At 58.9% G+C, this 20,419-nt stretch carries 16 protein-coding genes; 8 read left to right on the top strand and 8 right to left on the bottom strand.

Features of this window, described 5'->3' with window-relative positions:
* Positions 1–46: 46 nt before the first annotated feature.
* The 3 genes from ACA043_RS25940 to ACA043_RS25930 form a co-directional block, all read right to left on the bottom strand.
* Positions 47–688, bottom strand: coding sequence for an oxidoreductase (locus ACA043_RS25940; protein WP_187678809.1), 642 nt, complete (start codon positions 686–688; stop codon positions 47–49).
* Positions 689–715: 27 nt separating this feature from the next.
* A complete protein-coding gene (locus tag ACA043_RS25935) occupies positions 716–2,443 on the bottom strand; it encodes a C13 family peptidase (protein ID WP_497658164.1) in 1,728 nt (575 codons plus the stop codon).
* Between the two features lie 111 nt (positions 2,444–2,554).
* Positions 2,555–3,010, bottom strand: a complete 456-nt coding sequence (locus ACA043_RS25930) for a MaoC family dehydratase (protein WP_007909575.1) — start codon at positions 3,008–3,010, stop codon at positions 2,555–2,557.
* 193 nt (positions 3,011–3,203) lie between these two features.
* On the opposite strand from ACA043_RS25930, the gene ACA043_RS25925 reads away from it, so the two are divergent.
* From ACA043_RS25925 to ACA043_RS25915, 3 genes are read left to right on the top strand one after another with little or no spacing between them, the layout of a single operon-like run.
* The gene (locus ACA043_RS25925) at positions 3,204–3,566 is read left to right on the top strand and encodes a CidA/LrgA family protein (RefSeq protein WP_401269043.1); all 363 of its coding nucleotides are present in this window, start codon (positions 3,204–3,206) and stop codon (positions 3,564–3,566) included.
* Positions 3,566–4,282: an LrgB family protein gene (locus tag ACA043_RS25920; RefSeq protein WP_187678812.1), complete on the top strand. Its 717-nt coding sequence runs from the start codon at positions 3,566–3,568 to the stop codon at positions 4,280–4,282. Before ACA043_RS25925 ends, ACA043_RS25920 begins: the two co-directional genes overlap by 1 nt.
* Before the next feature lie 10 nt (positions 4,283–4,292).
* Positions 4,293–4,883, top strand: coding sequence for an LON peptidase substrate-binding domain-containing protein (locus tag ACA043_RS25915; protein ID WP_401269039.1), 591 nt, complete (start codon positions 4,293–4,295; stop codon positions 4,881–4,883).
* A gap of 250 nt (positions 4,884–5,133) precedes the next feature.
* Here ACA043_RS25915 and ACA043_RS25910 read toward each other — a convergent pair whose 3' ends face one another.
* The 5 genes from ACA043_RS25910 to ACA043_RS25890 all read right to left on the bottom strand — a co-directional run bounded on the left by ACA043_RS25910 (position 5,134) and on the right by ACA043_RS25890 (position 15,303).
* Positions 5,134–7,110, bottom strand: coding sequence for a hypothetical protein (locus ACA043_RS25910; protein WP_497658163.1), 1,977 nt, complete (start codon positions 7,108–7,110; stop codon positions 5,134–5,136).
* Positions 7,111–7,223: 113 nt separating this feature from the next.
* Positions 7,224–10,724: a calcium-binding protein gene (locus tag ACA043_RS25905; RefSeq protein ID WP_497658162.1), complete on the bottom strand. Its 3,501-nt coding sequence runs from the start codon at positions 10,722–10,724 to the stop codon at positions 7,224–7,226.
* A gap of 118 nt (positions 10,725–10,842) precedes the next feature.
* Positions 10,843–12,897: a hypothetical protein gene (locus ACA043_RS25900; RefSeq protein ID WP_497658161.1), complete on the bottom strand. Its 2,055-nt coding sequence runs from the start codon at positions 12,895–12,897 to the stop codon at positions 10,843–10,845.
* A 352-nt stretch (positions 12,898–13,249) separates the two neighbouring features.
* The gene (locus ACA043_RS25895; protein ID WP_401269029.1) at positions 13,250–14,566 is read right to left on the bottom strand and encodes a bifunctional DedA family/phosphatase PAP2 family protein; all 1,317 of its coding nucleotides are present in this window, start codon (positions 14,564–14,566) and stop codon (positions 13,250–13,252) included.
* A gap of 41 nt (positions 14,567–14,607) precedes the next feature.
* Complete coding sequence (locus tag ACA043_RS25890; protein WP_497658160.1) at positions 14,608–15,303, bottom strand: DNA-3-methyladenine glycosylase; 696 nt, start codon at positions 15,301–15,303, stop codon at positions 14,608–14,610.
* A 178-nt stretch (positions 15,304–15,481) separates the two neighbouring features.
* Between ACA043_RS25890 and ACA043_RS25885 the strand changes: the two genes are divergently transcribed.
* The 5 genes from ACA043_RS25885 to mrdA all read left to right on the top strand — a co-directional run bounded on the left by ACA043_RS25885 (position 15,482) and on the right by mrdA (position 20,389).
* The gene (locus tag ACA043_RS25885; protein ID WP_401269028.1) at positions 15,482–16,753 is read left to right on the top strand and encodes a glutamate-5-semialdehyde dehydrogenase; all 1,272 of its coding nucleotides are present in this window, start codon (positions 15,482–15,484) and stop codon (positions 16,751–16,753) included.
* Entirely contained in the window at positions 16,722–17,444 is a 723-nt protein-coding gene (gene nadD / locus ACA043_RS25880; protein ID WP_262410337.1) for a nicotinate-nucleotide adenylyltransferase, read from the top strand. The genes ACA043_RS25885 and nadD overlap by 32 nt, the downstream gene beginning before the upstream one ends.
* A 70-nt stretch (positions 17,445–17,514) precedes the next feature.
* The gene (rsfS, locus tag ACA043_RS25875; RefSeq protein ID WP_401269023.1) at positions 17,515–18,006 is read left to right on the top strand and encodes a ribosome silencing factor; all 492 of its coding nucleotides are present in this window, start codon (positions 17,515–17,517) and stop codon (positions 18,004–18,006) included.
* A gap of 9 nt (positions 18,007–18,015) precedes the next feature.
* Positions 18,016–18,483: a 23S rRNA (pseudouridine(1915)-N(3))-methyltransferase RlmH gene (gene rlmH / locus ACA043_RS25870; RefSeq protein ID WP_003185785.1), complete on the top strand. Its 468-nt coding sequence runs from the start codon at positions 18,016–18,018 to the stop codon at positions 18,481–18,483.
* A gap of 10 nt (positions 18,484–18,493) precedes the next feature.
* Positions 18,494–20,389: a penicillin-binding protein 2 gene (mrdA, locus tag ACA043_RS25865; RefSeq protein WP_187678820.1), complete on the top strand. Its 1,896-nt coding sequence runs from the start codon at positions 18,494–18,496 to the stop codon at positions 20,387–20,389.
* Positions 20,390–20,419 lie beyond the last annotated feature (30 nt).

Raw genomic sequence — 20,419 nt, 5'->3', positions numbered from 1 at the left:
GTTCCCACGCGGAGCGTGGGAACGATCAATTCCAGACACCGCTGGATTATTTACCGAGTTTCCTCAAATCATCCGACTCGATCACCCGGACCCCATCCTGTTCTTCCAGCGCCAGCCGCCACATCGCCCGGGCCAATTGGCAGGCCTCGATGCCGCGATACTTACCGGGAATCAATTTTGAAAACGGTGCGGCTAGCTGCTCGCCCAGACGCGGCTCGGTACGTTCCCCAAGCAACAGCGACGGCCGGCAAATGGTCAGTTGCGGCCAGTCCTGCGCGCGCAATGCCTGTTCCATTTCCCCTTTGACCCGGTTGTAAAAAACCGAAGATTTCGGATCGGCCCCGATTGCACTGATCACGATCAGATGTCGCGCGCCCATTTCCCGCGCACGTTTGGCGAACGCCACGACCATGTCCAGATCCACCGCGCGAAACGCAGCTTCGGAGCCGGCCTGTTTGATCGTCGTGCCGAGGCAGCAATAGGCGATGTCGACGCGACCGCTGAGTTGCGGCAGAAACGCCTGTGGATCACCGACCGGGTTTTCCAGATGTGGATGCTCGGCCAATGGCCGGCGGGAAGGGGCAAGCACGCGGGTAATCGTAGGCTCGTTGAGCAAACGGTCGAGTAGATGTTCACCGGTCAAACCGGTGGCTCCGGCAAGCAATACGTGCTGAGGCGTCAAGTACATAGTGTCTCTCCCTTGATACTGTTCAGCTTAGTTGCTCTTTATCGCTCCGTCGTTCAACGCAGCACTTTGCAAAGCTTTTCTCGCTTGCTGTTTACGCAGCAGTTGCCAGTGCGACAGCACGGTTTTCGGCGCCCAGATCTGCGGCTCCGAGGCTTCGAAATTGTCCGCCAGTTCGCGCTCGGCAACGGTGGCCTTGGCCAGTTTGAAAGCTTGTTCGAGATCGTCGGTCTGGTTCAGCGCCTGGGCGAACAGTGCGTCACCGAAGTAGGTGAAGTTGGCCTCTTCCGAGCAGCCGAAGGACACCCGGTCGGCGCGCGACGCGGTCATGATCAGCGTGCGTTCGTCTTTGAGCGCCGGGATGAAACCGCCGGAGTAGCACGACGAAATCACGATGATCTTGTCGCGATTTTTCAACGGCGCCAGCACCGCGGCGAGTTCGTCGGCGGGCAGGTCGGCCAGCTCCATGCGCGGCTGGTCGAGCACCAGTTCGTGTTCGGCGGTGCCGTGGCTGGTCAGGTAGATGAACAACAAGTCTTCCGGGCCGCTGCGTTCAGCCAGGGTTTGCGCGGCGCGGCGCAGGTTCTCGCGGGTGGCCATCGGCCGGTCGCCGAGGTGGTCGCGGTGGTTGACCAGACGGATCTGGCCATAGGCGCCGAAGCGCGTGTTGAGCATGTTGGCGACGTAGTCCGACTCGCGCAGGAACACGCTCTGCTTGCCGTCGCCGCCGAGGGTCAGGGTGTACAGCTCAACGGCCGGGGTCGAAGCCGGGATCGCGGCCAGTGCGTCGTCGAGTAGACGACCCTGAGCGAGCAAACCGAGTTCCAGAGTGTCGGGCAGCAACTTGCCGTCGGCATCGCGCACACGCTGGCCGTTGATCCAGGTGCCGCTCATCACGCTGCCATCGGTGAGCACCAGTGTGCCGCGTCCCGAATAACTGTCGCTGTCGAATCCACCGACATAGAAGCTGCCATCGGACAAATTCAAACGGCCCTGACCGCTGAAGCGCCAGTCGCTGAAGGTGCCGACGTAGTGGCTGCCGTCGGCGCCGATCAGTTCGCCCTTGCCGGTCAGCGCGCCTTCCTTGAACTGGCCGAGCCAGACGTCGCCGTCAGCGTTTTCGTAGCGGCCCTTGCCGTGCAACTGATTGTTCTTGAAACCGCCGACATAGATGTCGCCGTCCGCGCTGTTGAAGGTGCCGTTGCCTTCCAGTTGGCCGTTGACGAAGTGGCCGGTGAACGAGTTGCCGCTGGAGTCGCCGCGCTGGCCTTCGCCATTCGGTTTGCCGTGGGCGAACTGGCCTTGATAGGAACTGCCGTCATCCATTTCCAGACGGCCGAGCCCGGAATACTGATCAGCCTTGAATTCGCCACGGTAAGTCATGGCGTTTTCTTTCAGGGTGCCTTCGCCATCGCGTCGGCCCTGCTTGAAGCGGCCGGTGTAACTGCTGGCATTGGTAGTCAGGCTGCCCTGACCCTCGAACAGCCCTTGCTGGAACTGGCCGCGATAGATCTCGCCATTACTGCCATGCCATTCGCCCTGGCCGTGCCACTGCCCCTTGTCGAACTGCCCGGCATACCAACTGCCATTGGGATAGTCGACCCGTCCCTGACCTTGCAGCAAGCCATCGACCAGTTCGCCGCGATAGCGTCCGCCATCCGGCAGTCGCGCATCGGGAGGCAGCAGCGATTCGCCGTCGCCGCAAGCGGCAAGCATCAGGGTCAAGGCAAGGGGTGCAAGACAGGCGAGTGAGCGCATAGCGGGATCCGGGCAATTAGGCGACCGAGTATGCCGCAGCTATGTGACCTTATACAGCCGCTGGAACGGGAGTGGATGCGAAACAGCGTGCGCTGCTTCGCATCCCGGCGCTTAAACGAAGCAGAGCGACAGTGGCTCGGCGATATAGGCCGGTTTATCCGAGCCTTCTATCTCAAGTGTTGCGGTGGCTTTGAGCAGCCATTGGCCCGGTTTTTTCTCGGTCACTTCGCCCAGATCGACCTTCAGGCGAACTTTGGAATTGACCTTCACCGGCTGGATGAAACGCACGCTGTCTAGGCCATAGTTGACCACCATCTTCACGCCTTGCGGCAGGATCAGGATGTCTTCCATCAATTTGGGGATCAGCGACAACGACAGGAAACCGTGGGCAATGGTGCTGCCAAATGGCGTTTGCGCGGCTTTGACCGGGTCGACATGAATGAACTGATAATCACCGGTGGCTTCGGCGAACAGGTTGATGCGTTCCTGATCGATGGTGAGCCATTCGGAACGTCCGAGTTCCTTGCCGACATAATCTTTGAGCTCTGCAACTGGAACATAGGGCATTGAGACTCTCCTTGGGTTCATCGGTTTTATAGTTTTTCAGGTGGGGGATATGACCGCCCTGCGAACCACTGTAGATCATCATGGCGAATTGCTCCGGTCAACCGACCATGCTTTTGGCGAATGCCGATCCATAGCGCAGGCGTGCTTATAATGCCGTCCACTTGCAGGGTGAAAAGTAAGACGGAGATGTCGGATGTTGCTACGTGGCCTGACCATGCTGGTGCTGTTTCAATTGCTCGGCACTGCGCTCAATCATTTGCTATTGCCAGTGCTGCCGGGGCCGATCATCGGCCTGCTGTTGTTGCTGGTGTTCCTGATCATTCGCGGTGAAGTCGGCGAGCCGTTGAACCAGGCGGCCAGTAGCTTGCTGCGCTATCTGCCGTTGCTGCTGGTGCCACCGGCGGTGGGCGTGATGGTTTATGCCACGGCTATTGCCGCCGATTTCTGGGCGATTGTCGGCGCCCTCGTGGTGTCGCTGATTCTGTCGATGGCCTTCGCCGGCGTGCTGATGCAGCGCCTGGTCAAGCGTCACGCGCCACCGTCGGAGGAATCCTGATGCTCTTCGATTGGCACGGCGCCTGGACGTCGGTGATTCACCATCCGCTGTTCGGCATCGGCATCACCCTCGGCGCTTATCAGTTGGTGCTGGCCGCGTTCGAGAAAACCCGCTGGATCTTTCTGCAACCGGTGCTGGTCTCCATGCTGTTGGTGATTGGTGTGCTGGTCGGCTGCGGCCTGACATACACCGAGTACCGCAAGAGCACCGAGATCCTCAGCATCCTGCTCGGCCCGGCGACCGTCGCCCTGGCGGTGCCGCTATATTTGAACTTGCGGCGTATTCGCCAATTGTTTTGGCCGATTTTTACTACGCTGGTGATAGGCGGAGTGGTCGCCACAGGCATGGGCGTGGCGCTGGGCTGGTGGTTCGGTGCCGATCACATGATCTTGATGACCATGGCGCCGAAGTCGGTGACTTCGCCGATCGCGATGCTGGTGGCCGAACAGATCGGTGGCGTTGCGGCGCTGGCGGCGGTTTTCGTGCTGATCACCGGGGTGATCGGCGCGATCTTCGGCCCGACGCTGTTGACCCGTCTCGGCGTGCACAGTCCCGAAGCGCGCGGCATGGCGCTGGGCATGACCGCGCACGCGGTCGGCACGGCGGTGGCGATGCAGGAAAGTGAGGAGTGCGGCGCCTTCGCGGCGCTGGCGATGAGTCTGATGGGCGTAGCCACGGCGGTGTTCCTGCCGTTGGCGGTGTCGATGGTGGTGTAAGGAAATGACTATGAGTCTGCCGCTTTTCCCGCTGAACACGGTGCTGTTTCCCGGCTGCAACCTCGACTTGCAGATCTTCGAGGCGCGGTATCTGGACATGATCGGCCGCTGTATGAAACAGGGCGGCGGCTTTGGCGTGGTGTGCATCCTCGACGGCCATGAAGTCGGCGTCGCCCCTGAGGGTTTTGCCCTGGTCGGCTGCGAAGCGCGTATCACCGATTTCCAGCAACAGGACAACGGACTGCTCGGTATTCGCGTGCAGGGCGGCCGGCGCTTCAATGTGCTGCGCACGGAAGTGCAGCGCGACCAGTTGATGCTCGCCGACGTCGACTGGCTGGACGATGAGCCCGAGCAGCCGTTGCAGGACGAAGACGCCGACCTGGTGGCGCTGCTCAAGGCGCTCGCCGAGCATCCGATGGTCGAGGCGCTGAACATGGGCACTGATGCGCTCGGCCAGCAATCGTTGGCGAATCAGTTGGCTTATCTGCTGCCATTCGCTGAAGAAGACAAGATCGACCTTTTGCAGCTCGATGACCCGCAGCAGCGTCTCGATGCCATTCAGGCATTGCTCGACGAATTGCAGGGCGAACTGTTCGCCTAGTTTTACTTTGAATTAACTCGGGGCGCTTGCCAGCCTTGTTTTGATTTTTTTCTTTGGCATAACTTCAAGTTGTCCGCAGGACGCGGGTAACTTGAATAATGATAAGGAAAATCATGACTGTTTATGAAGATGAATGGGCGTTTTTGGATGATGGAGGGGACGAAATTATCGCTCAGATGAGCTTGATGTCAGACGCCATTCATTTGTGAAATGAATGGCGTGATTCAAGTGTTAAAGGGATTGTGGCGGGTCACGGTCTGTAATGTTCGGGGACGGGCCACACAATGTCATTGGCAAATGTATGTTCGCCTTTTTGTAAATCCAGTATCACTCCCCCGGTATCGGCAACTCGATTGATCAACTCGTCGTAAGGGGTGTAGCCGTAGCGCCACATAGCGCTGGCGTCAGTGCCTGCCCAGGTTGCTTTTTCGATTCCATCGGCGTCTTCGTCGGCTTCACGAAAGATATCTTCAACCCGGGCAGCCCGTTTTAAGTCCGATTGCACCAGCCAGATCCTCTCGGCGCTGATACCTCGCGTAGGCATTGATATCCGGCCTTCCAGTGTGTCCCCGAGAAAATGCATGTTGTTCAGATAAATGTTTTCCGCTTGAGGGACCACCTCGATGCCGCGGGTGTCGATGACATAAAGGAAGCCAAGTTTCTGTTCGCGCCGCAGTAATGGATAGTCTCGCGAGTCGTCCATCTCAAACGACGTATCAGATTCCCCATCCGTGCTATGTCGACGTCCGCTAGACGAATCGCTGTCACTCAAATGCCCTGGATACCGGTTGGCCTGGCTGTTGTAATGCCGTGGATTGGAATAGTAGTTAAATCCCATGTAGTTCAAGCCATCGGCCAGACTAAATGTCGCACTGAACGCCCGTTTGGTCGTGGAGTCGGACGGGTTGCCTCGTAATTTCACCAGGCGTTCGTCCCGAGCCAGTTCAAAAGGCGTGCGCAGATCGGCCCGGAACATGGCAGGGATGTCGGTTCGGTATATGAAGCCGTGTACATTGCGTTTGTAACCTGCATGTTCCAGATAGCGGTTAAGAAACTCGCTTTCATATCGCTCTTCAACGTCGGGTAATGAGTCGCGCAGACGCTCGCCCTCATTTCTCAGTCTGAGAATGTACGGCTCCAGTTCTTCAGCGATTTGCTTGAATCGCTGATCGTCATTGCTCTGGGTCAATCGCTTGTGCTGTTCGGCCCATTCGGGGAATACGCCGTCTTCCATATCCGCTCGCAAGCGATTCTGTTGAGCGATGCTTAAATTGTAGGTTCGCAAGATATCTGCGCGTTCGGTCAGGGATTTTTGCGGATGAGACCATCGCAAAGAGTCGGTCAGGTACTTGTGGATGTTCGGCTCATCGAAACGTCTGGCCCAGTCAGGTGCCCGACCATGAGCGTCTGCCTCGCTACGGAAGACCAATGCCTCTGTCTCCCGCAGGCGGTACACGTTCCAGATATCGCCATCAGTCCAATGCGCAAGTTTCAACGGCACGGAGGTATCTCCGCGAGCCATAAGTGGGTCGACCCGGATCAACCTGTCACGTTCATCCTTGACGGCGAAACCGACATCTCTGTTCTCGTAACTATGAGGTGGTAAACCGGCGATCTCATTGGGCCATGTAACTTTTTCGTGAACGGCATAGTAGCCTCGGGTATCCGGAGCATAAGACGAGGTGTACCGAGGGTAGTCGTAGTACTCGATCGGCTTTTGCAAACGCCAGGTGTTGCTTTCGGCGATACGATAAAGCGGTGGCCCGGAAGGCTTGCGTTCTGCAGGCAGCTTTGCCCGATAGGCTTTCATCGCCTCATCGAACGCCACCATCACCGTTTGTATGCCGCTTTCTGGCTTCTCGTCTGCAACGTCCAAAAACTTTTTGTTCTTGTACAACCTCAGTCCGGCCGCATCGGGTGCGGATAATTCGCTCCCGGGATGTTGTACATAGCGTTCCAGTGGAGAGGTTGGTGTGGTGCGCTGCGTCGTGGCGATATCCGCTATCGGCGATACCGTGACGGCAGGCTCCGGGTGCAGTGTTCCTCCCGTTGTTGTTTCGACTCTCACGCCTGACGTGGTCTCGCTTGAGCCGTCCGGCCTGATTCGACCGGGCAGGTTGAAACTCAGATCGTCCGACCCGTTGTCCGGCGTGGTTGAGCGGGGCGTCGAGATGCCGGATGTATCGCCCGTGGTCGATTGTCGAGTGGCTTTGGGTTTGTTGCGCATTAAGGGTGACTCCATGTGGGTAAGTCAGCCGATCCGTCGGCTGATTGAGACTGGCACCGGTGTGACGATGAACATCACACCGGGCGCCTGACGTTAAGCGGGTTCAGTCAGGATCAAGAAATGCTGGCCGATGCGATAACCAGGTCTTCGGGTTTGATCCGGTACGTCGGTTGCTGGTCGATTCCCCAGTAGTTTTTTGTCGAGTTGTAATACACCGTGCCGTCCATTTTCGGTACCACGCCAATGTTCTGGACAATGACTCGAGCCGCCAGCTCATTGCGCTGCTTGTGCAGGCGCATGTCGGCCAGGAGGGCGTTGACGCTGGAGTAGCTCTGCGCATTGATCAGGTACAGCTGCAGCAACTCAAACAGGAATGCCACCTCATAGATGTTGCCGGAGCGGGTCACCACGCTGACAGACTCGACCGGTGCGTCATCTTCTATGCTCGGCAGCTCGATCAATGCGCTGCCAACATTCAAGCGTTGGCCTTCGAGTTGAATATCGTTGCGGGTGATCACTTCAGTCATTTGCCCGGTGTAGAGGCTCCAGGTTGAGGCATCGGCAATTTTTGCCGTGGCACCTGGGGTCGTCAGGTGAATGATTGTGTTGCTCGTAAGGTAGATATCGTAAGTCGAGCTTTCGCCCTTCAGTACATAGATACCGTTGTGCGACGTCGCCTCGATATCAACCCGGCTGGGCTTGGCGGGCAGCGCAATGTTGCGCGCGACTTTGGGGCTGGAAAACAGATAGTTTCCGTTACGAAACTTCAGGCAGCTTCGTGCGCTGCGGATCTTGTCGCCGGGTTCATTGGCGTCTGACAAATACGGCATGTCGGGCATTTGCAGTCGATACGAGATACCGTCCTGCATGATCAGAACAATGTCTTGGGCCAGGCGCGGAGTCGTGACCTTCAGGCTGTTTCGACCGCTGTAGCCGTTGGCTTGTGTGGCGACCTGGATGACGCCTTTGAACGTCACGATCTTCGAGGCAAGCAGCAACGAAATGTCGATGTTGCGGTAGATCAAGTGGGCGTTACCCGATACGCCATCGCGCTTTTCGACCTGGTAATTGACGATGACGTCGGCAATTTCAGCGTCCTTGAAGTCAAGGAAGATGACACGGGATGTTTCGGCCAGATCGCTGCGGGCAACAAACTCCACCCGACAGTTGGTCCGTGCCACAAAGTGCCGTTTCGATCCCTGCGCGGTGAGCGGAGCCGTGCCGCCGTTGATGATCTCGGGGCTGACGGACGGTTTGCCCATGACGCTGATCACGACTTCAACATCTGGATCGTCAGATCCATTTATCTGTGGGGGCAGGAGAAGCACCAGCTCGTAGCCGTCCTGGGTTTTGAACAGCAGTTGGTCATTTTTCAGGTGACGCTGACCCTCGACCCACTGGTAGACATTTTCGAGGGTCAGGACATGCTCGGGATCTTCACCGTCCTTGCCGCGCAAAGAGTTGACGATCAACGAGGTGCCGACGATTTGCCAGCGTTGAATCCTTTCGATGGGCCAACCGAATTCGATGGTGCTCGATTGTTGGCCATCTTCGATAAGCGTGACCAAAGCCGAGGTATCGGCGATGTAGTAGCGATCCTGGCCGGGGCCGCCATCGACACGGCAATCCGCGCCGCGGATGGCGATGGTGTCATCGCCCGCACCGGTCGCGATGTGATCGTTGCCATTGGCCGAAATTCGATTGGCATGATCGTCCCCGGTGACCCGGCTGACGCCGTTTGGCAATGTCGAGATATTTTCGATGGCCTGGATCTGCGCCAGCTCGACCTCTTCCGTAGCGGGTGTGTGGCTGCGCAACGCCAACTTTCCGCTGTGCAGATTGATGTCGTAACCGATGTGGCGGGTATCCGTGAAAGGGCGGCGGCCTTCGAAGGCCAGGGTGTCTGAACCTTCGCCGCCATCAAGCGTGCTGGCAAGCGCTGGGGCTGTCACCTGGTTGAGTACGTTCTCGGTGGTCTCAAAGTAAAACTCATCGGCCTTATCGCCGCCCGTCAGGTTTTTTGGCCCCTCCCGATAACTGAAGAGATTGGGCTTGTCCTTGACGCCAACGACTTGATCGTTACCGTCATCGAGTCGCCAAAGCACCCCTTTGTCATCGCCGGGCGCGCCTTTGACGCTGCCCTTGAGGCTTGGCGGTATGCCGTCGCGTGCATCAATGATGTCATCGCCGCCGACGATGACAGGTTCACTGTCGAGCTTGAACGCTGACTCCCCGGCATGCTCGTTCCACTCATGACGCCAGACTTTCAAAGGCTTGAGTTCAACGCTGAAACTGCCGTTCACCACATATTCCACAAAATTTTTGTACGCACCCTCCAGCAAGGTTTTTGCCGAACTCTCCAGTTGCTTGGTGTGATCGCTGAAGGCTTTGGAGATTTTGAAACGATCCAGCACTTCTTTATCCAGTTCCTTCCCGGTGAAGGCGAACCAGCCGGAGCGTATGCGTTCGTGAGTGCTCAGTTCGATGTAGTCGTCAATATCGTCCACGACGCGGGCGGCCTGGTAGATCATCGAGCCGAGGATAAGAATGGCCGCCGCAGCAAGTCCCAGTGGGCCGGCGACACTGCCGAAACCGGCCAGTGCCGCCACGCCCAGCGCCAGACTGATACCGGCGCCCGCTACGCTCAGGCCACCGCTGACATAGTGATCCTGAGCCTCCTTGCCGCTGGTCGCTGCGCCAGCATTGAAAGACTTGACGGCATCATTGATGTCGAACGGCAGGGTGATCGCACTGGCAAACAGGCCGGCGCCCCGACTCAGGAATTTGCCTGCCGACGTCAGCGGGAATCGGCCAAAGGCCTGCGAGCCGTTTCTGAGCATCGTTTCGCCGGTTTTGGTCAGGCCTCGCTCGATAATCAGCGAGCCGACTTCGGCGGCGATCGATCCGCCCTGATATGCCGCCTCCAGCGAGTCGCCTTGCTTTATCGCGTCCATCATCCCCCTGTAACCGCTGTAAATGCCGAACGCTTGCAGCCCTACGCCGGCACCGCTCATCAGGTAACTTTTGGATCTGCTTATCCAGCCCGGTGCGTCGTCGAGGGAGTCGACCCGATGAATATCCAGTTTTTGCGCGGCGTTGCTCAGTTGGTTGAGACGATCCATCCCGCTGCCGGGGGGCAACGGTTTGGCGCTGACGAACAAGGGGGGCGCATCGACCGAGCGCTTGCAGGCAATTTCAAAGAAGAGGGTGGCCACGACACCGCTGTCGGAGATGTCTGCGTGCTTCAGGCGGGTGTCGACGGTCGCCGAATCAAAGTTCAGCGCGTTCAGAAAGGCCTGATCCGGTGTTTTCATATTGGCGCTCGACGGGCTTAAGGCCTGACCGTTGACGGTGGCGCCCAACGCGTTGAGTTCCACGCGAGTGACCCAGATTTCGCCAATGCGCAAAGGCCCGAAATGTTTGTCGAGGGATTTGAGCGTGTGTCGGGAAGTGTCAACCGGGGGCGCGGTGTCCGCTGTTGAAGTGGATGTATCGGCTGCTACTTCGACTCTTCCTGGCTGCGGCGCGTGGATGTTGGCCGAAGTGCTGATCTGCGTTACCTGAATGATGTTGTCGGTTGAAACTGTAATAGCCGGTTCAATAAGTTTTGACACGATTCAATCCTTTGAAAATAAGCGTGATTGCGCCCCGGTGTCCGTACCGGTTTGCTGATTGCCGAGTTGTGTTGTCTGAACAATAAAACTGGGTGTAACCCAATGCACTTAAGAGCCTTTATTCAGGCCAGGTTATGTCATCCCCAAACTCGTTTTTATTACCGGAAAGTTTAAGTATGGGGTTGCCCGCTGCTTCCACGGCATCGATCAACCGATCGTATTCATATCGGTTGGAGCGCCCTGCGTGAGTCACCGCTTCAATACGGTCAGCGTCAGCACCGGCCTGGTCGTGGATGTCGTGCACTTTCGCTGCTTTTGTCAGCGTGGAATCCAGCAACCAGATCCGGTCAGCGTCCAGACCCTTTTGAGTCACGGAAATCAGGCCTTCATGGTCATCGGAGGGAAACCAGGTGTCTGGGTTGTCCCGGGCGGATGAATTGAACATATGGTTTTGTTCATGCGGGACCACTTCCAGTTGGCGGGTGTCCAGGACATACAGAAACATCTCCGTCTGGCGTTCTCGAATCCGTTCGTAGTTGCGTTCGCGATCCATCGCGACTGGGCTCCCAGGGTCGGACCATGCAGAGGAGGTGCTGCTGTCGCTATCGCTGCCGTCGCTGGCATCGCTGTTCGGGGGCGAATCGTCAGCAGCCCTGCCGGGATATTTGTTGGTTTGGCTGTTGAAGCGCAGATACTCGGGGTCTGGCGCGCTGGCGTACATTTGCCCCTCCTTGAGGCTGAACGTGGCGCTCATCGGTTTGTGCGTGGTGGCACCGCGTCTGTGGGCATAACGGGGCAGCATGGCGTCGTCTTTTGCCAGCTCGAACGGGGTGCGTTCATCGCCCCTGAACAGCGCCGGAATATCGGTTCGATAAAGGCAGTTTTGCGCGTTGCGCCGATAACCCATTTTGGCCAGCAGGGCTTCGCGCAATTCAACGGTCAGGCTGCTTTCCGGGTCGTACCAGTCATGCCGGGCCTCACGTTTGAGATTCAATTCCTGGATTGCATCCAGGCTGTATTGGTCGAGCCGGTGCGGGTTGTCGACCTCTTCCATCAGGCGCTTATGCACCGTTGCCCACTCCGGCATCGTCAGCGCTGTCTTCATGTGTTGTTGCAGTCGGGTCAGTTGGCTCGGTAACAGGTTGTAAGTTTGCAAGAACGTCTCGCGTTCCTTCGCGGTCATGGACGGATGCAGCCAGCGCAGGGAGTCACGCATCAATACATCGAGCGGATTTCCTGTTTCCCGGGGGGTGGCCCATTGCGGTGGTTTACCGGACGCTTGAGCCTGAAGACGAAAGCGCTCTATGTCCTGGCCTTGAATCGCGAAGGCCTCCCAAATCTCCTGATCGGTCCATTGCGTCAAATGTGTGGGATGCGAACCGAAGCCTGCGCTGGGCGGGTCGACCTGAATCCATCGAGCGTATTGATCCTTGAAGGCAAACAATGTGTCCGTTTCCTTCATCCCAAGCCTTGGCTTGAGTTCGTAATAACCCTGGGTGTCCGGAGAACGGTGCGAAGGACTGTAACGGTTGGGGTCGATGAACATCGGCTCTTCGGCCGGGCGAGGCTTTTTAACGGCGGGGGGGTGATCAGCTTGTTCGCCCACGGAGGTATTGGGCCGCTTGGGTGCGGCGTCGCTGACGTTCTGTGGTGCAGGGCTGACAGCGGGCCTTTGGCTTTCGTTGAGGGTCAGGCGCCAGGTTGGCCGGCCATCGTTTTTATAGATGATCGGGCCGAGCGCATGCCGGTCTTTCAGCGTCTTCAACCGATAGACGTTGAGGTTTGCATCGTAGTCGGCGTGAGCGGTACACAAGACACCCTCATATTCGACGTCGACAAATCTGCGCCCGACGATAAAACGCCAGCCGTCAGCGTCCGCTTCCTGCATGCCCCGCAGAAAACTGTCGGGGAACCAGTATTTATCGATAGAGGTTTCGCTCGCGCGGTCCACGGGAGTGCGCGTCGGCATTTCGGTGACCTGCACCGCAGGGTGCCGGGTGTGATCGGTTGCTGAGTGGGGAGCGGGTGGTTGATTCGGGGTGATCGTAAACGGGTTGTCGACAGCCCCGGGCATTCGTGTCGATGTGGCGTCGGTTTGTCGCGGCAAAGAAGTATTAGGTTCAGTTGTTTGTGTTGTCGGCGTGGGCGGTTTGCGCGTTATTTTTGGACTCATGGATTGCTCTGTGTCGATAGCATTTATGGGTGTTTGAATGTCGTGATTTTGTATTGGACATATTTATTCAATGACGCTGAATGTTGGCGTTTGTATTTAACTTGATGAATTGAATGTTGATGAGGGTGGTGCGGGTTGAATGTAAATGATTTTTCGAGCAGTGATAGGCGAGAGTTTGTGGTGGTGCAATTAAATATGTAACTTAAGTTAATTATTTGGGTGTTGTGTAAGTTGTTGGTGTTTTTAAGTTGGGAATAATTACCGCGAGGTAAAAAACAGACGTAGGGCGGGAGCGCCACTCTTGTCGGAATAGTCCTCAAAGAGTGGCGTGGGAAGGGAAGGGCAGCCGAATCTAGTAGGCGTAACGCAGCAGTGTGTGAGGCAGATGGCGAAAGACGAAGAAGCTGAACAGCACCACCAGCGCCGGCAGGATCAGCCACCAGACTTTGAAGGGCATGGCATTGAGCGGTGTCTGGCGCTGACTCAGCCACAGGGCCGCAGCACATACGCCCGATGCCAGCATCGCGCCGGCCAGCACATCGGTCGGCCAGTGCGCCCCCAGATAAACCCGCGACAGGGCAATGGACAGGGCCGGAATACAGCCGACCAGCAGCCACGTCAGGCGCATGCGTGGCGGTTGCCCGCGTCCGGCAAGTACAGCCAGAGTCAGAAACAGCGCGAACGACCCCGAGGCATGGCCGCTGGGCATGCTGTAGCTGGTGATCGGATCGGTCAGTACTTCCGGGCGGACCCGGGCGAAAAACAGTTTGGTCCCCGTGTTCGCCAGCGCGGTGACGAGGAGGGTGCCGCCGGCGAAAACCGCGTGACGCCACTGCCGGCACAGCAACAGCAGGCCGGTCAGGAGGATGCTGAACAGCAGCATGTTGCGGAACTCGCCGATCAGGGTCAGCGTGACCGCGATTTCATCCAGCACGGGTTGGCGATGTTCTTGCACCAGCGTCATCACGCCTTGGTCGAGTGCCGTCAGGTACGGGTATCCGATAAACAGACCAATCAGGATCAGCAAGCTCATGCTGCTGATCCAGATAGTCGCGCGGCGGTGGCGGCGCATGCTGCTGTTCACACTCAGGCCGACCATTACCGCGATGCTGCCAGCAACGATCCCCGCCTCCGGCCAGAAACCTTCCGGCAACGGCAGGCGGAAGGCGGCACCCGTGGCCCAGCCCGGCAACAGATAGGCCAGACTCCAACCAGCGGCGGCGAGCAGGCTGACGGCGGCAAAGCGCGGGAAGGGCATGTCGCACATGCCGGCAACCATCGGCAGCATCGGGCGTAGCGGGCCGATGAAGCGTCCGACCAACAGACTGGCAATGCCGTAGCGCTGGAAATAGCTTTCGGCGCCGGCCATCCATTCCGGATGATGGCGCAGGCCCGGCAGTCTTCGGATGTTCTGGTGAAAGTGGCGACCGAGGAAGTACGAGATCAAATCGCCGAGGATGCCGCCGAGAAAACCCAGCAACAGGGTTTCACTCAGCGACAGCGCGCCGCTGCCGGCCAGCACCGCCACGGCAAACAGCAACACGGTGCCGGGCACAATCAGTCCGGCAATCGCCAGGCATTCGACAAGGGCAACAATGAACACCGCCACGGCCAGCCACTGAGGGTTGGCCGCCAGCCAGCCGGTAACGCTATCGAGCCATGGGCCCATACAAACCACTCCATTTCATTGATCACCCCGTAAGGGTGTGTTCACAGCAGAAAATAATCGCGACCTTCGACCTGACCCCGGCGCAGCGGGTTCCGCGTACACCATTGCGCATAAGCGGCGTCGACGAAGCGGTACATCAGGTGTTCGTCCCGGCCGTGGGGGATGCCCAGGCGGGTGGTTTGAATGATGTGCGAGGGCGCAGGTCCGGCCTCTTCCACCAGCAAAAGGTCATGATCGAAGCGCTTGGCGTCCCACACCGGCACTTTCAGTCCCAGCGCTTTGCAGAGCAAGGTCTGGCCGGCACAGAGCTTCTGCGACGGGCGCGGGCGACCTTGAGCATCAGGATTGTTCAGCAGCATTTGCGCCAGACTGTCCGGGCCGCTGATCTCATCAACCCACGGATAGGCGGATTTGATCAACACTGCATTGCCCGGCCCTTGCGCGCTGAAGTTCAGCGAATCGCCGCCACGGGCGTAATACATATAGATGTGGCCGCCATCCAGAAACAAAGCCTTACGCTTTTCTGTGTAGCCAAGGGACGCGTGGCTGCCTTTTTCCGCGCAGTAATAGGCTTCGGTTTCGATGATTCGGGCGCTGAGCCACAAATCGCCGACCCGGTGGCGGATGACTTTGCCCAGCAGATCCTGCGCTAACACTTGGGCGTCACGGTCGAAAAAAGCGTCCAGAAGTCCCAGTGGCAGGCGCTCGTCACGGGTGTGAACGGTGAGGTTGGACATGGCAGGCAAGGTTTATCCAGGCTGAATGAGGTCGAGATGATAACAATTTGAGGCTTAATCCCGGCTGAACATCGGCAATTTGTAGTCCATTTCGACCATCCGCCCGTCACCGCTGTTAGTCCCGGGACGCGACAGCTATAATCTGCCGCTTTCCTCTTTGCCAAGACCCCAGCAGACCATGACTGAGTCCGTTCTTGACTACATGACCCGATTGGGTCGCGCCGCCCGCGAAGCTTCCCGGGTCATTGGCCGTGCCAGCACCGCGCAGAAAAACCGCGCCTTGCAGGCTGCTGCCAATGCCTTGGACGCCGCTCGAACGGAGCTGGCGGTAGCCAACGAACGGGATCTGGCTGTCGGTCGCGCCAATGGTCTGGAGCCTGCGTTGCTTGAACGTCTGGAACTGACTCCGGCGCGTATCGACGGCATGATCGTCGGCCTGCGCCAGGTCGCGGCGCTGCCGGATCCGGTCGGCTCCATCCGTGACATGAGCTTCCGCCCGTCGGGGATTCAGGTCGGCAAGATGCGCGTACCGCTGGGCGTGATCGGGATCATTTACGAGTCCCGGCCCAACGTGACCATCGACGCCGCCAGCCTTTGCCTGAAATCCGGCAACGCGACCATCCTGCGCGGCGGTTCCGAGGCGATTCATTCCAACCGGGCGATTGCCGCGTGCATTCAGCGCGGTCTGGCCGAGGCCGAGTTGCCAGCAGCCGTGGTGCAAGTTGTCGAAACCACCGACCGCGCCGCCGTTGGCGCGATGATCACCATGCCCGAGTACGTCGATGTGATCGTGCCGCGCGGTGGCCGTGGCCTGATCGAACGTATCAGCCGTGATGCCCGCGTGCCGGTGATCAAGCATCTGGACGGCATCTGCCACGTTTATGTCAGTGAGCACGCCGACCTCCCGAAGGCCCAGCGTATCGCCTTCAATGCCAAGACTTACCGTTATGGCATCTGCGGTGCGATGGAGACCTTGCTGGTCGATCAAACGGTTGCGAAGGATTTCCTGCCGTCGATGGCAGCCCAGTTCCGCGAAAAAGGCGTCGAGCTGCGTGGTTGCGAGCGCACCCGGGCAATCATCGAAGCCGTCGCGGCCAGCGAAGACGACTGGAACACCGAGTATCTGGCGCCGATCCTGTCGATCCGCGTGGTCGACGGTCTGGATCAGGCTATTGAGCACATCAACCATTACGGCTCCCACCACACCGACTCGATCGTCAGCGAAAACCTCGCCGACACCCGCCGGTTCGTAGCGGAAGTCGACTCGGCGTCGGTGATGATCAACACCCCGACCTGCTTCGCCGATGGATTTGAATACGGATTGGGTGCCGAGATCGGCATTTCTACTGATAAGCTGCACGCCCGCGGCCCGGTGGGCCTCGAAGGACTGACCTGCGAGAAGTACATCGTGGTCGGTGATGGCCAGTTGCGCGGCCAGGCGACGGTCTGACTTGACCGACCTCGACCTGACAGCGCCGCAGCCCGGCAGCGAGTCCCGCCCACGACGCATTGGCATCCTGGGCGGAACGTTCGACCCGGTGCACATCGGCCATTTGCGCGGAGGCCTGGAAGTGGCCGAAGCGCTGGCACTGGATGAACTGCGCCTGACGCCCAGCGCGCGACCGCCACACCGCGATACGCCGCAGGTGTCGGCGCAGGATCGGTTGGCGATGGTTGAGTGCGCGGTGGCCGGAGTGCCGCCGCTGGTGGTAGACGCCCGCGAATTGCAGCGGGACAAACCGTCTTACACTATTGATACCCTGGAGTTGATGCGTGCCGAAATGGCCGCCGAGACCCAGGTTTTTCTGCTTTTGGGCTGGGACGCATTTTGCGGCCTGCCCACTTGGCACCGCTGGGAAGAGTTGCTCCAGCATTGCCACATCCTGGTGCTACAGCGCCCGGACGCCGACAGCGAACCGCCGGATGCCTTGCGCAACCTGCTGGCAGCGCGTTCGGTGAGCGACCCGCTGGCCCTGAAAGGGCCGAGCGGACAGATTGCATTCGTCTGGCAGACACCGCTCGCGGTCTCCGCCACCCAGATCCGTCAACTGCTGGCCAGCGGTAAGTCGGTACGTTTCCTGGTGCCCGACGCGGTCCTGGCCTACATCGATGCGCACGGTCTGTACCGTGCGTCGAATTGAACAAGGCGTGCTCAAGTAACACGATCTACGTGTGACGAGGCGCCGAATACATGAGCAAAACGAGTTTTATATGACTGACAACGTAAAGAAAGTTAAGCGCAAAGGCACATTCAAAAGCGCTCCGCTGCCAGAAGTGGCCAGCTCCAACGAGCCGCTGAAGGGCGACGAGCTGGTCAAGGTTGCCGTTGCAGCCCTGGAAGACGTCAAGGCGCAAGACATCCAGATCATCGATGTGCGCGAGAAGCAGAGCATCACCGACTACATGATCATCGCCACTGGTACGTCCAACCGTCAGATCGGCGCGATGCTCGACAAGGTTCGCGAAGCCGTCAAAGCCCAAGGCGTCAAGCCACTGGGTGAAGAAGGCAAGGGCGACAGCGACTGGGTGCTGCTGGATATGGACGATGTCATCGTGCACATGATGACCGCCTCGGCTCGCCAGTTCTATGACCTGGAACGCCTGTGGGCCGGTGCCGAGCAAAGCCGTTCGGCCAGCGCTGCCCACCACAGCCCGGAAAACACCCACGAGCATTTCACCAAGCTCAACAAAGACCAGCTGTAAGGGATTGCTGTGCGACTGCGACTGATCGCCGTCGGTTCACGCATGCCCAAATGGGTGGAAGAAGGCTGGCATGAATATGCCAAGCGTCTTCCGTCCGAGCTGGCGCTGGAACTGGTGGAAATACCGCTCAATACCCGTGGCAAGAATGCCGACGTGGCCCGTTTCATCCGCCAGGAAGGCGAAGCCATGCTGGCCAAGGTCGGGCCGAACGAGCGGATCGTCACGCTGGAAGTCCACGGCAAACCCTGGAGCACCGAGCAACTGGCGGTCGAACTCGACCGCTGGCGCCTGGATTCACGCACGGTCAATTTCATGGTCGGTGGCCCGGAAGGGCTGGCGCCGGAAGTCTGTGCCCGCGCTGATCAGCGTTGGTCGTTGTCACCGTTGACGCTGCCGCACCCGCTGGTGCGGATTCTGATCGGCGAACAGTTGTACCGTGCCTGGACCGTGCTGTCCGGTCACCCTTACCACAAGTAAGCCTGCCCACATGTCTCAGCCGATCCGCATCAAGGACCACGAAAAGGACGCACGCCTGGTGCGTAGCCGCGTCGTGTTCGGGGCCATTGTGATCGTGATGCTGATTGGCGTGCTGATCGCGCGGCTGTATTTCCTGCAGGTGATCCAGTACGAGTATCACTCGACCCTGTCGGAAAACAACCGCGTACATGTGCAGCCGATTCCGCCGACGCGCGGGCTGATTTTCGACCGCAACGGCGTAGTGGTGGCGGACAACCGTCCCAGCTTCAGCCTGAGCATGACCCGTGAGCGCTCCGGCGACTGGCAGCAAGTGCTCGACGTCATCGTCGAAGTGCTGGAGCTGACGCCCGAAGACCGGGTGATCTTCGAGAAGCGCATGCGTCAGGGGCGCCGGCCGTTCGAGCCAGTGCCGATCCTGTTCGAGCTGACCGAAGAGCAGATCGCTCGTATCGCGGTGAACCAGTTCCGTCTACCGGGTGTTGAAGTGGTCGCGCAACTGGTTCGCCACTACCCGCAGGGCGCGCACTTTGCGCACTCGGTGGGTTATATGGGACGGATCAACGAGAAAGAGCTGAAAACCCTCGATCCGGTCAACTACAGCGGCACCCACCACATCGGCAAAACCGGTATTGAACGTTTCTACGAACCGGAACTGCACGGGCAGGTGGGTTACGAAGAAGTCGAGACCAATGCCCGTGGCCGCGTCTTGCGCGTGCTCAAGCGAACCGATCCGATTCCCGGCAAGGACATCGTCCTGAGCCTGGACATCAAGTTGCAGGAAGCTGCCGAAGCCGCGCTTGGCGGGCGCCGTGGCGCGGTGGTTGCGCTCGATCCAAAGACCGGCGAAGTGCTGGCGATGGTCAGTCAGCCGAGCTTCGATCCGAACCTTTTTGTCACCGGGATCAGCTTCAAGGCCTACGCCGAGTTGCGTGACTCCATTGACCGGCCACTGTTTAACCGCGTGTTGCGCGGTCTGTACCCACCGGGTTCGACGATCAAACCGGCGGTGGCGATTGCCGGTCTCGATTCGGGCGTGGTGACGGCGTCCAGCCGGGTGTTCGACCCGGGCTACTACATGCTGCCCAACTACGACCACAAATACCGCAACTGGAACCGCACCGGTGACGGCTTCGTCGACCTCGACACGGCGATCATGCGTTCCAACGACACCTACTTCTATGATCTGGCGCACAAGCTCGGCATTGATCGGTTGTCGGCTTACATGAACAAGTTCGGCATCGGCCAGAAGGTCTCGCTGGACATGTTCGAAGAATCCCCGGGCCTGATGCCGTCCCGTGAATGGAAACGAGCGACCCGCAAGCAGGCCTGGTTCCCGGGCGAAACCCTCATCCTCGGGATCGGCCAGGGCTACATGCAGTCGACCCCGCTGCAGCTGGCTCAGGCCACGGCGCTGGTGGCGAACAAAGGCGTGTGGAACCGACCGCACCTGGCCAAATCGCTGGAAGGGGTGAAGCCGGTGGACGAAAACCCGATGCCGAACATCATTCTGCGTGATCCGTCGGACTGGACCAAGGTCAACCACGGCATGCAACAGGTCATGCATGGCGCCCGGGGTACCGCGCGAAAAGCGGCCATCGGCGCGCAATACCGGATCGCCGGCAAGTCGGGTACTGCCCAGGTGGTGGCGATCAAACAGGGCGAGAAGTACGACCGTTCCAAGGTTCAGGAGCGCCATCGCGACCACGCCTTGTTCGTCGGTTTCGCCCCGGCCGATGATCCGCGCATTGTCGTGTCTGTCATGGTCGAGAACGGTGAGTCTGGTTCCGGCGTCGCCGCCCCGGTAGTTCGTCAGGTGATGGACGCCTGGCTGCTCGATCAGGACGGACGTTTGAAGGCCGAATACGCCAGCCCAATCAGTGCGGAGGCTACGGCCCGTGATGAATAATTTTGATCGCATGCTCTCCAGCGAGGATGT

The sequence above is a fragment of the Pseudomonas sp. LBUM1648 genome (genome assembly GCF_059716145.1).
Note: the sequence above shows the minus strand (reverse complement) of the source record. Positions and strands in the feature narration are given on the sequence as shown.